Here is an 11254-nt window from a genome sequence, read left to right as displayed (position 1 = left end):
GGGCACCGTCCGTCTACACGAACTTAACTGAGAGCACTCGTAATGTCTGCGGTCAGCTTTGAGTAAAATTGCTGTATACTTGCGGAAAAATCCGTGGAATTTGGTTGTTGTGCAAGGTTGCTCAGATAGGTTTGTATTTCGGAATTCATATTTACCGCAACACCTTCAGCTGTATTCATGTATCCCATAATTAAACTCTGAGTAGATGAATCTTGATTTTGCCTAAATCGCTCCGCCTCATCGGATAAGATAGTGAGTATATCTTGAATTTTGTATTTTGTTGTTGTCGTTTCATTGTCGAGGTGCATTCTAAACGCGGGGATGCTGTGGTCATTAGCAAATTGAGTGCATATAGAGGTGACATCATCCCTGCTGATATTCAAAAGTTCTCGAAACTGCTGCACTGCAAAACTTTTTAGAATTGCAAGTCCATCACCAGCGTCGGCTTGGTCTGTCGCGGTTGATGCGAACGTCTGCTGCAGACGTTTCGCTCGGTCTGAAGTATCCATTTTCTTCTCCAACTGCGATAAATAAATGTATTTGTGCGTGGCTATCTTAGCATCGCGCCTCAAATGTAGGAAGCCGCTCCCGTTGGGCGCAAAACCAGGACTGGCGGCTTGGCGGGCTTGGGCGGCTGAGGCATCTAGCCTCGTCAGTCACGCTTCGGTCGGATCGCCGCATTGATTGCCTCGTGGGCGGCGATGCCAACCGATCGGCTCTCTTGCGGCGCCGGCCCCTGACCCTCCAGCCAGATGATCTTGACCACGCCGTCAATGGGAGGTGCGGTTCTGCACCGCACCTCCCGGTGGCCGCTTGCGACCCTATGCGGACCTTTAGGAACCGCGGTTCAGCCCGTCCGCTAACCGCCGCTTGGGGACGATCGCATGCTGGCATCGTTCCGATCCACTGATCGGCGGATTCGATCCGATGCCTCGCGACTGCCTTTCGTGATGCAGCCAGCCAGTTCAGACGAACTTGTGCGCGTCGTAGGTCCAAGGCGCGTCACTCAGGACGAGACAAATTGGCTATCGGGGATCGTGGTTGCAGATGCGCTGCGGTGCAGCCACTTCCGAAGATGCCTACCGCGCAGCGCATCGTCCTGATTAACCTTGATCGCCCCGATGCACCATCAGTAGCTGATCGCGCGTCGATTTCGGCTGCCGATAATGTGCTATTGCCGGGCGGTGGGAAATATGGGATCCCGGCACAGAATTGTAAGAACTCCATGAAGAGCCATTAAAGGTCATCCACCAAATTTGATGCTCTGTCCCCATCGCAGCGCAGAATAGTTTGCCGTCGAAGATAGCCAGCGACGGACCGTCTCCCGCATAGGCACCCGGGATCTGGCGGTATTCTCCCCAACGGGAGCCATCATATGTGGCCCACCAGAGGGCATTGTCTGTGCCTCGCGCGACCATATACAGCTTGCCATTGTATTCCGCTATCGCGGGCCTGGAAGCAGTATACATGCCATTCAGCTGTTGGTACCGGCTCCAATTTCCCCCATCGTACCACATCCACCATATTTCGCTTTTTTGCGTTCCTTGGGCGACACAATGAAGTTTGTTATCAAATACAGCCAATCCCGGGGCGTCGTTAGTATATACCCCAGGGATTGATTGGTAGCGACTCCATGACGATCCATCATAGTACATCCACCACATCAGGTAATCGGTTGACCCTTTTGTGAGGCAGTAAAGCTTACCTTGGTACTCCGCTAATGAAGGCCCAGAACCCGAGTACACGCCTGGTATGGCGTTGTAGGGGCTCCAGTCCCCGTCGTACGTCATATGGTATAATTTGGCGTCACCCCCTGCGCCGCGCGCGACGCAAACCAGTGTGTTCCGATAGGTCGCAAGCTCTGGTCCGTCTTCTGTGAAAACACCCTTAAGTTTCGTTGGATCGGTCCAACCGTTATCATCGGTGCCAAGAACTCTCCATTGCAACTGAGAGTCGTCAAAGTGTTGAGTATCAGGCAGTGGAACAAGTAGAGTCGGGGCGGTCCAAGGGGATACCAGCCGCACACCGTTGCCCTTATCCTCTGCCTGAATAACAGCACTTCGAAGCCTCAGATAGAGAACAATCATGTCACCAAAAGGGTCGGCAATATCCTCTGGCAGGACGCTTTTGACCTTTTCTGCGAATTTGTCGATATCGAGAAGTAGCTGCGTTGCATCTTCATTCAGGTGGAGAGTAAAGCCCCACCAATGAGTATCACAAGTCACTTTGATGTTATTCAAAGACCATTTGTCAGACATTGAGTTCTCCGTAAAAATGCGAAACAAAGGAGCGGCCGAAAACATCAGAGCCGAACCACCTGCTTGGGCCATCCCAATCGAGCAGGAGGAGAATATACTCAGGATCAGATGCTTATCGAGTCAAGCTTGGTCGACTGCGGCCGTGGATTGGGCAACCGGATCGGGTGCCTCAAGAAATGACAGCGGGTTCACCGGCCACAGCTGGCCACGGTCGCGGCGCTTGACGAGACGTCACACAGCCACATCCCGATGTCCCAATTGTTGACGATGCGGTCGCGGGCCAAAGCACCTCAGCGCGCCTCCTCGTCGCCATAGATCCGCCGCTCGGCCGCGTTGACGCCTTGGGCGAGCAGTTGACCGATCTCCTCCTCGGTTATGCCCTGGGCGCGAGCTTCGGCCGACACGCGCTCACGCCGCGCCCTTACGCGATAGAGCATGAGTTCGGGGTCAGCGTCGCTCCGTGCCATCCGGACGTCTTCGCTGAACGGGCCTCGCCGGTGCTTCATGCGGCCAGCTCCGGCCGGAGTGCATCGAGCAGATCGCGGTTGCTCATGCCGCGATCGGGCAACTGCACGGGCCTCGACACCATCCGGTCGCAATCGTGATAGGGGCGCAACATGGCTTTCAGCTCGGCCTCGGTCGCCGGCGTCTCGCCTAGCCAGGTCGACCAGTGCTCGGGCGGCAGGATCGCCGGCATCCGATCATGGACCTCCGCCACCACCGGATTCGGTTCGACGGTGATGACCGTATAGCTCTTGACCCACATGCCGCCCGGCGACCGCCAGCCGTCCCAGAGGCCAGCGAGGGTCATGGGGCGGCCATCGGCGAAGCTGAACGCGTGCTTGCCGCCACGCGGCCCGTGGCCGGTCGTCTTCCGCTCGATGAAGGCTGCGGCCGGGATCAGGCACCGCCGGCGACGGAACGGTTCGATCCAGCAACGCCGCTCGGTCAGGTTCTCGGCTCTGGCGTTGTAGGTCTTCTGGAACTGCGTCGGGTCGCGCGCCCAATGCGGGATCAGTCCCCATAGCAGCAGGTCGACCGATCGCTCCCGCGTCGCCGGGTTGTAGCGGATCACAGGTCCCCAACTGCCGGGCCGCTGATCGGCCTGCAGCTCTGGCCGAGGGCCTTCCTTCGGCAGGGTCAGACGGTACAACGCGTGGATCTGAGGCCAATCCAGCTCGTTTGTGTTCTCGCCGCACATCGCGGCCTCCCTCTCAGATTTCTGCGAAACCCTCGGGCAGACGCCCATAGCGGGCCAGGATCACCGGCTCGTCGTAGTCACCGGCGTCGGTATCTGCGGTCTGTTGCACCGCGACGGCGCCGGTCGCGCGGCCGGCCTCGACCATCAGCTCGGCCGCGCGCAGGGCCTGGCCTTTTGCCTTGAAGCCGACGTCGGGAAGCCGCTGCCACCCAACTTTGCCGCCGCGCCTGGCTTTCATCTCGTCCCACTTCGCGGCGGCGACGATGTACAGGGTGCTTCGGCCGCTCCGCGGCTCGCCCACGAATTCCGCCGCCTTGGCCGCGGGCTCGGAAGGCGCGAGCAATGGCGCCTGCGGAACGGCAGGCGCGGCGACCTTCGCGACCTCTGCGGCAGGCGCCGGCGCGGGAGCCGGCGGCGCCTCGGCAGGCTTTGCCAGGAACGACGCTTCCGCCGCCCTTACGGCAGCCTCCAACTCGGCGTTCGACGCTGCCGGATCAAGCGGCAGCGCCAGCGTCATCTGGGGTCGAGTCCTCTTCGTCCTCTTCATCGAATCCTCCGTCGGTACGACGGGGGCCGGGCGCGCCAACGCCCAAGCCGCGAGAAGGTCGCTCGCTCGTTTCCGACCCGTCGATCGCGCGCGACGACGTGAACAAAGGTAGAACAAACTTTGCGAGAGTCGAGTCGAATCTTGGGGGCGCCAGCCGTCATCCACCGGGCGAAAGTTCGGCGGATCGGCGACGCCACAATGTATTGTGGGGAGTCGCTGGGTATCATCCCGGATCTTGATCCGATCGATGCCTTGGTCGCCGATCCGCCCTATAGCTCAGGCGGCGTCCATTCCGCCGACCGCATGGCCAAGCCGTCGCAGAAGTATGTCGGCTCCAAGCAGCGGCACCTGTACCCGGACTTCTCCGGGGACAATCGCGACCAGCGCAGCTATGCCGCCTGGTCCGCTCTCTGGCTCGGGGCAGCGCTGAAGATCGCAAAGCCTGGCGCTCTGTGCCTGGTGTTCAGCGATTGGCGTCAACTGCCAACGACGACCGATGCCATCCAGGCCGGCGGGTGGCTCTGGCGGGGGCTGTGCATCTGGGACAAGACCGAGGCGGCTCGGCCGCAGCGGGGCCGCTATCGAAATCAGGCAGAGTACATCGCCTGGGGATCCAGCGGTTCATTGCCGGCCGATGGCCCGTGCCTACCAGGGGTGTTCCGGCATCGGGTGCTGCCGGACGATAAGCACCACCTGACCGGCAAGCCGACGCGGCTGATGAGCGATCTGCTTCCGCTCTGCGGCGGGACGGTGCTCGACCCATTCATGGGCTCCGGCACAACGGGCGTCGCTTGCGTCCAGCTCGGCCGGCGGTTCGTCGGCATCGAGCAGGACGAGGGATACTTCGAGATCGCCTGCGGCCGGATCGAGGAGGCGTATCGCTCGCTCGATCACGTCTTGGAAATCGCTAACGATCAGTGATGCGAGAGCGGGGCAGGCCGTCTTGGGCGGCCCGCCCCGTCATCTATGTGACGAGGCCAGCGCTGGAGAATTCACCCGCGGCGGCGTCGAGCATCGCTCGATAGATCCGCCAAGCGACATCGGGAGTTACCCCGCCCGCACCGGCGCCGGCGGCCAGCATATTACTAGTTGGCTTGAATGGGAGCCGTATCGCCTCGCTCCGTTTACTTAGTTCCAACACGTGCGATTCGGACGATTGCAGATTCACGAGCACGTTGTACACGAATCGCCCCCAGCACTCATAAAAACCTATGCACATGTACTACGAAAACCCGAGGGCCGCTATGAATGTTTTGCCGGGACGGCAGAAAATTTCCGAATGCCTCCGCCCGTACTCGTCAGCAGAAGGAGACCGCTGCCAACCGAAGCTTCGGAAAGCCGGCCGGTCCAAAAAAAAGTTGCCCGGTATCCAAGAGCGGCGCCGGCTATACCTGCCAAAGCACGCGCCCCGCCATGCCCAAGGGCGCGCGCGGCTATGCGAGGGATACTTCGAAATTGTCTGCCGCCGCATTGAACAAGCTTGCCGAGCGCTAAACCGAACTCCAGAGGCCGCGGACGCGCAGTAGCGCTGCAATTTGCTTCGGGGGGCGGGTACCCTTGAGGTTACCTGCCCCTTAGGGTGGCAAGGAGCCCCGAATGGCACCTGCCAACTCCTCGGGCGTAATCGGTTTCGAGAGGAAGACGGAGTTCCGTAGGCCGTGACGCGAATGATCATCGGCGCCCGCCAGCCCACTGGTGTAAATCACGAGGATGTTCGGGTGCGTCTGTCTGATCGAGTTCGCAACCTGCCAGCCTGTCGGACCTGGGCCTAGATGGATATCGGTGACCAGGACCTCAAGATCCGGCGAGGATTCGGCGAGCATTATGGCCTGGGTTCCGTCACCGGCACCAATCGCCTCGAAGCCCAAGGACCGCACCACATCTTCGGCCACAATCCTTAGTAAGGGCTCGTCTTCGACCACGAGAACCTTTGCCACACCGAAACCCTGAGATTCATTATCACTGTCCAACAGTGCGCGGGGGCATAGGGTTCCGGGTCAAGCAGTCAGGCGGCGGATGGGGACCTTGATGCGAAGGATCAGTCCTTCCCGCGCCCATTCTCTCTCGACGACGCCACCCAACTGGCTGGTGACGGTGCTATCCGTCAGAAAAGTTCCGAAGCCTGCCTGAGTGGGTGGTCCTTTGACCTTGGGCCCACCTCGTTCCGTCCAGTTCAGCTCCAGATGGTCATTCTTGATCGACCATGTGATGGCAATGTGGCCATCGCTCCGCATCAACGCGCCATATTTGGCCGCATTGGTCGCGAATTCGTGGAGCAGCAGCGCGACGCCGGTCACCGCATTTCCCTGAACGATGACGGGGGGGCCACTGACCAGCAGCCCCCCGCCGGTCGGCGGGACATACGGAGCCAATACCGTCCGGACGATCGCCTCAAATGTGGTCGGGGTGGACGCGAGTTCCTCTTTGAGATCCGCCATTGTCAGATCATGCGCTCGGGCCAGGGCCCCCAATCTGCTGCGAACCGCCTCCGCCAGCTCCTCGGGCGTCCGTGCTTGGCGCGCGCTCAGGGTGATGATGGCACTGGACAGCGCGAACAGGTTCTTCACCCGGTGGCTCATTTCGCGGAGCAGCAACGTCTGCCGCTCCTGCGCTCGCTTCCGCTCCGATATATCGCGAGCGACCTTAGACGCACCTATGATTCTGCCCCGGTGATCTCGAATCGGCGAGACTGTGAGTGAAATATCCACCAGTGTGCCGTCCTTGCGCCGACGGATGGTCTCAAAGTGTTCGACCCGTTCGCCGCTCCGGATTCGCGCTAGGATACCCGGCTCCTCGTCCAGACGATCTGGCGGGATGATGATCGTAATGGGCTTTCCGACCACCTCTTGGGCGGTATGGCCGAACAGCCGCTCCGCCCCCGGGTTCCAGTTTGTAATGTTGCCATCGAGGTCCTTGGCGACAATTGCATCCTCGGACCAGTCTACGATCGCTTTGAGACGGTGGGTGCTCTGCTCGAACTTCTGGCGGTCGCTCAGATCGACGAGGGTGTTCACCGCGCCAGTGAGGTTGCCTGAGCTGTCGAACAGCGGAACGGGATAGGGCGCGAAGGGAACGCGCGTCCCGTCCGGCCTCTCTGCAATGGCCTCGAAGCCCTGGTTCGCGCGCTTTTCTCTGAGCGCGATCGCCATCGGACATTCGTGGTGAGGAAGTGGAGTTCCATCCGGCCAATACAGCTTCCAGGAGCCGCAGAACTCAGTCGTGCCCAATTCCGGACGCACGCCCCACAACTTGACGGCAGCCTGGTTGTAGTAGGTGATCTTTCCCGCGGCATCCGTAGCGTAGACGGCGACCGGTAACGCGCCGAGCATTTCAGCTGCATGCTCTGGGGTAGGACGCGGGATCAATTGAGGCGGGCTAGCCGAAGCAGCCCCGCCGCCGATCGCCGATGCCATCTCATTTGATTCCATTCGACTGTGTCGTCCTGGAAGGCAGGAACCGTCATGCACGCTTGGAGCACAACAGCAGATAATAGCACGTTTCACCAGACGCATGTGAATGTCCTCAGGCTGCGACCAGGCGTGCGCTGAAGCGTCGTAGACACGATCTAGCAAGCAGCGGCGCTCTCGTTCTGAAAGCGCTTGTCAGCCGTCCAAAATGGACTGCCCCGTTATCCAAAAGCGCGCGCCCGGCTATAGCCGGCCGACCGCATCCTGGGGCCGCGTGGCGGGCGGATCATCTTCCAGGGCATGCAGAACCACACGGCGGAGAGCATCAAATCGCTCGAGGGCTATGACATCGCCTGGGTCGAGGAAGCGCAGGCCCTGTCGATCCGCAGCCTGGACCTGCTGCGCCCGACCATCCGCAAGCCGGGGTCGGAGCTGTGGTTCTCGTGGAACCCGACCCGGGCGGACGACCCGGTCGACGCGCTGTTCCGCGCCGGGACGCCGCCGCCGGATGCCGCGGTGGCGTGGGCCAACTGGACGGAGAACCCGCATTTCCCGGAGGTGCTGCGGGCGGAGATGGAGTGGGACCGGGCGCGCGATGCCGACAAGCACCAGCATGTCTGGCTGGGCGGGTACCAGAAGGTCAGCGAGGCCCGGGTGTTCAAGAACTGGAAGGTCGAGGCGTTCGAGACCCCGGCCGATGCCGAGTTTCTGTTCGGCGCCGATTGGGGCTTCGCCCGCGACCCGACGGTGCTGGTGCGCTGCTTCGTGGTCGGGCGGACGCTGTTCGTCGACCACGAGGCCTATCAGGTCGGCTGCGAGATCGACCGCACGCCGGCGCTGTTCGACATCGTGCCGGGGTCGCGGCAGGGCCAGATCATCGCCGACAGCGCCCGGCCGGAAACCATCAGCTACATGCAGCGCAACGGCTTCGACAGCATCACCGGGTCGACCAAGGGTGCCGGATCGGTCAAGGACGGGGTCGAGTTCCTGAAGGCGCACGACATCCTGGTGCATCCGCGCTGCCGGCACCTGATCGACGAGCTGGCCCTCTACAGCTATCGCACCCACCCGAAGACCGGCGTGATCCTGGCGGAGCTGGAGGACCGCGAGAACCACGCCGTCGACGCCCTGCGCTATGCGGTCGAGGGGCAGCGGCGGGACGGGTATGACAGCTCGATGAAGTGGGTGGGGTGAGGGAGGGACGGTGCGCCAGCCGGAGCCGAGACCCCTCCCCTCGCGGGCTACGGCATTCACGCATCAGCCGGCGACGTCTGTCCGACCTCTCCCGCAAGCGGGAGAGGCAATCTGTTCGCATACCCGCGGTTGACCTCACTGATCGGAAGATGTGTGACTGCCGTAGCCCTTCGCGGAAGGAGGGACAAAGACGGAAGCGGCTCGGTTGCCGGTCGGGTGCTCCCGCGCGCCCTTCCGCCTCAGGCCGCCGGCCGCTGGTACAGCATCGGGGTTGGCAGCGGCAGCAGGGCCTTGCCGCCGCGGTCGAGATAGGGGGCGATGCGCTCCATCATCCCCGGATACGAGGCGCTGGCCAGCAGCACCACGCCCGGCCCGCTTTCGTTGACCGTGTCGGGCGACTGGATCGGCAGCCCCAGGCCCTCGATCTCGAGGCCCCATTTCTTCGGGTTGCCGTCATAGATCGCGACGATCTCGGAATGGTCGAGCGAGGTCGAGCTGAGCAGGTTGGTGAAGTAGTTGCCGATGCCGTAGACCGCCATCGGCAGCCCCTGGCGGCGGACCTCCGCCAGCACGGCGTCGAAGCGGGCGACATAGTCGCGGTACTTGCGGCGGAACTCATGCGCCAGGGCGATGTCGACGGCCACGTCGTCGGTCGGCAGGCTGGCATGGGCGGTCTTGCGGCAGACGGCGCGCAGGATGCCCTTGTGCGAGGTCACCGCGCCGTCGAAGCCGTGCCGCCGCATCGCCCGCAGCAGCGAGGTGGCGGTGAAGTAGTTCGGATGCTCGTACATCCAGAACGGCGCGCCCTCCGCCATCACGATGCCGCAGTCCGGCACCTCGATGCAGACATGGCCGTTCTCCCGCACCACCTTGCGCAGGCCGCCGAGGAAGATGTCGGGCTCGGTGACGTGCTCGAGCACCAGGCGGTTGCTGACGAAGTCGAAGCTGTCGGCCGGGAAGGTGTCGGGGGTGAAATAGTCGAGCGTGGTCTTGATGCCGAAGGCGCGCTCGGCCTCGGCCGCCGCGGCCTCGTTCGGGTCGCAGCCATGGACCGTCATGCCGGCGTCCTGCAGCCGGGCCAGGAAGCGGCCGTCATAGGAGCCGATCTCCAGCGCGTGGCCCGTCATCGGGATGCCGCTGGCGATCAGGAACTCGAGGAACTCGCGGTGGCGCTCGTTCATCTCCGGGTCCGAGGCGAAGGTCGGGTAGGAGCCGTAATATTTGCTGTAGATCTCGTTCAGCGCCTCAAGGTTGGGCGGCAGCAGCTGCATCGAGGTGCCGCAGCCATGGCACAGCCCGACCGTCATCGGCACCGTGCGCCAGATGCTCTCGAACTCGGTCGGGCGGATCAGGTAGCTGTATTTCTCGATCTCGACCAGGACCTCCAGCTCGGAGGCGCCGCAATGCGGGCAGCGGTCGATGGTCTTATTCATGAAGCGCAATTCCCCCCAAACAAATCAGCGATGATTTAACGACCGTCGCGGTCGGCCATGGCGGGCTCGCGGCGGATGCGCTTGCGCACGCCCTGCCGCTGCCTTGCAACGCTGAGTGTAGTCACCGTCGGCCACGGCGGCCAACCACGGAATTGGCGGACCGCGCGACGGCCGGTGCCCTCGAATCCGGCGCCGGACTCCCCATATGTCGCGGGCACCGAGAACAGCATGGATCCCGGACCGAACATGAAGCTCTTCCGCAGCCGCCTGGGCCGACTCGCCGCCAGCCTCGTCCTTGGACTCGGCGTGCTGCTGGCCGCCGTCGACGACGCCGATGCCCGCCGCGTGAACTCCGGCGGCTTCGGCAGCCGCGGCGTGCGGACCTTCCAGGCGCCGCCGGCCACGCCCACCGCACCCGGCACCGCGGCGCCGATCGACCGGTCGATGACGCCGCGGACGCAGACGGCGGCCCAGCCGAATCAAACGCAGCCGATGGCCGGAGTCCAGACTCCCAGCCGGTTCGGCGGCTTCGGTGGCATCCTCGGCGGCCTGGCGGTCGGCGGCCTGATCGGCATGCTGCTGGGCCACGGCTTCGGCGGCGCCGCCGGGCTGATGGGAATGGTGCTGCAGATCGGCCTGGTGGTGCTGGCGGTGATGGCGTTCCGGCGCATCTTCAGCCGTACGGCCCGCCCGGCCTATGCCGGCCCGGCCATGTCCGCCATGAACGGCGGGACCGCCGGCGGTCCGGTCCCGGGGCTTGCGGGTTCGGGCAGGTCCGCGCCCCCGCCGCCGAAGGACGGGGTCGGCCTCGACGGTTCGGACTTCAATGCCTTCGAACGGCTGCTCGGCGAGATCCAGGCCGCGCACGGGGCGGAGGATTTCGCCGGCCTGCGCGCCCGCACCACCCCGGAGGTGATGTCGTATTTCGCCGAGGAGCTCGGCGAGAACGCCACGCGGGGCGTGAAGAACGAGGTGTCGGATGTCCGCCTGCTGCAGGGCGACCTGGCCGAGGCCTGGCGCGAGGGCGACACCGACTATGCGACCGTGGCGATGCGCTATTCCAGCGTCGACGCCACGCGCGATCGGGCGACCGGGCGGATCGTCGAGGGCGACGCCGACAAGCCGACCGAGACCGTCGAGATCTGGACCTTCGCCCGCAGGAACCGCGCCGACTGGAAGCTGTCCGCGGTCCAGGCGGCGGCCTGACGCGAGGC

Annotated in this window: 11 protein-coding genes; 3 read left to right on the top strand and 8 right to left on the bottom strand. The window is 63.1% G+C overall.

Annotation, left to right across the window (positions count from 1 at the left end; all coding sequences use genetic code 11):
- Positions 1-23: 23 nt before the first annotated feature.
- The 5 genes from AB4Z01_RS10855 to AB4Z01_RS10835 form a co-directional block, all read right to left on the bottom strand.
- Complete coding sequence (locus AB4Z01_RS10855) at positions 24-509, bottom strand: hypothetical protein (protein WP_441693313.1); 486 nt, start codon at positions 507-509, stop codon at positions 24-26.
- Between the two features lie 594 nt (positions 510-1103).
- A complete protein-coding gene (locus AB4Z01_RS10850) occupies positions 1104-2258 on the bottom strand; it encodes a hypothetical protein (RefSeq protein WP_441693312.1) in 1155 nt (384 codons plus the stop codon).
- 290 nt (positions 2259-2548) lie between these two features.
- Positions 2549-2764: a hypothetical protein gene (locus tag AB4Z01_RS10845; protein ID WP_441693310.1), complete on the bottom strand. Its 216-nt coding sequence runs from the start codon at positions 2762-2764 to the stop codon at positions 2549-2551.
- Positions 2761-3459: an SOS response-associated peptidase gene (locus tag AB4Z01_RS10840; protein ID WP_441693308.1), complete on the bottom strand. Its 699-nt coding sequence runs from the start codon at positions 3457-3459 to the stop codon at positions 2761-2763. Before AB4Z01_RS10840 ends, AB4Z01_RS10845 begins: the two co-directional genes overlap by 4 nt.
- Positions 3460-3472: 13 nt before the next feature.
- Positions 3473-3976, bottom strand: a complete 504-nt coding sequence (locus tag AB4Z01_RS10835; RefSeq protein ID WP_441693306.1) for a hypothetical protein — start codon at positions 3974-3976, stop codon at positions 3473-3475.
- Positions 3977-4147: 171 nt separating this feature from the next.
- On the opposite strand from AB4Z01_RS10835, the gene AB4Z01_RS10830 reads away from it, so the two are divergent.
- Positions 4148-4927 carry a DNA-methyltransferase gene (locus AB4Z01_RS10830; protein ID WP_441693304.1) on the top strand — a complete coding sequence of 260 codons (780 nt, stop codon included), beginning with the start codon at positions 4148-4150 and terminating at the stop codon, positions 4925-4927.
- Positions 4928-5580: 653 nt separating this feature from the next.
- Here the strand turns inward: AB4Z01_RS10830 and AB4Z01_RS10825 are convergent.
- Together AB4Z01_RS10825 and AB4Z01_RS10820 are read right to left on the bottom strand one after the other, a co-directional pair.
- A complete protein-coding gene (locus AB4Z01_RS10825) occupies positions 5581-5943 on the bottom strand; it encodes a response regulator (RefSeq protein ID WP_441693303.1) in 363 nt (120 codons plus the stop codon).
- Between the two features lie 60 nt (positions 5944-6003).
- Positions 6004-7419: a PAS domain S-box protein gene (locus tag AB4Z01_RS10820; protein ID WP_441693301.1), complete on the bottom strand. Its 1416-nt coding sequence runs from the start codon at positions 7417-7419 to the stop codon at positions 6004-6006.
- Positions 7420-7674: 255 nt separating this feature from the next.
- Between AB4Z01_RS10820 and AB4Z01_RS10815 the strand changes: the two genes are divergently transcribed.
- Positions 7675-8607 (top strand): PBSX family phage terminase large subunit, encoded by a 933-nt coding sequence (locus tag AB4Z01_RS10815; protein ID WP_441693406.1) that lies wholly within the window; start codon positions 7675-7677, stop codon positions 8605-8607.
- A gap of 239 nt (positions 8608-8846) precedes the next feature.
- Here AB4Z01_RS10815 and AB4Z01_RS10810 read toward each other — a convergent pair whose 3' ends face one another.
- On the bottom strand, positions 8847-10040 hold the full coding sequence (locus tag AB4Z01_RS10810) for a class I SAM-dependent methyltransferase (protein ID WP_441693300.1): 1194 nt from the start codon (positions 10038-10040) through the stop codon (positions 8847-8849).
- A 228-nt stretch (positions 10041-10268) separates the two neighbouring features.
- Between AB4Z01_RS10810 and AB4Z01_RS10805 the strand changes: the two genes are divergently transcribed.
- Positions 10269-11246: a Tim44 domain-containing protein gene (locus AB4Z01_RS10805; RefSeq protein WP_441693299.1), complete on the top strand. Its 978-nt coding sequence runs from the start codon at positions 10269-10271 to the stop codon at positions 11244-11246.
- The last annotated feature ends 8 nt before the right edge of the window (positions 11247-11254 follow it).

Origin of the sequence: Inquilinus sp. YAF38, assembly GCF_052113205.1 — a bacterium.
In the GTDB taxonomy this organism is placed as follows: Bacteria; Pseudomonadota; Alphaproteobacteria; order DSM-16000; family Inquilinaceae; genus Inquilinus.
The sequence above is the reverse complement of the archived record's forward strand: the minus strand, read 5'-3'. Positions and strand labels throughout refer to the sequence as shown.

Bases quoted from the DNA above. Each gene is read 5' to 3' on its own strand.
- AB4Z01_RS10855 (WP_441693313.1), bottom strand. From the start codon at position 509: ATGGATACTTCAGACCGAGCGAAACGTCTGCAGCAGACGTTCGCATCA.
- AB4Z01_RS10850 (WP_441693312.1), bottom strand. From the start codon at position 2,258: ATGTCTGACAAATGGTCTTTGAATAACATCAAAGTGACTTGTGATACT.
- AB4Z01_RS10845 (WP_441693310.1), bottom strand. From the start codon at position 2,764: ATGAAGCACCGGCGAGGCCCGTTCAGCGAAGACGTCCGGATGGCACGG.
- AB4Z01_RS10840 (WP_441693308.1), bottom strand. From the start codon at position 3,459: ATGTGCGGCGAGAACACAAACGAGCTGGATTGGCCTCAGATCCACGCG.
- AB4Z01_RS10835 (WP_441693306.1), bottom strand. From the start codon at position 3,976: ATGACGCTGGCGCTGCCGCTTGATCCGGCAGCGTCGAACGCCGAGTTG.
- AB4Z01_RS10820 (WP_441693301.1), bottom strand. From the start codon at position 7,419: ATGGCATCGGCGATCGGCGGCGGGGCTGCTTCGGCTAGCCCGCCTCAA.
- AB4Z01_RS10810 (WP_441693300.1), bottom strand. From the start codon at position 10,040: ATGAATAAGACCATCGACCGCTGCCCGCATTGCGGCGCCTCCGAGCTG.
- AB4Z01_RS10805 (WP_441693299.1), top strand. From the start codon at position 10,269: ATGGATCCCGGACCGAACATGAAGCTCTTCCGCAGCCGCCTGGGCCGA.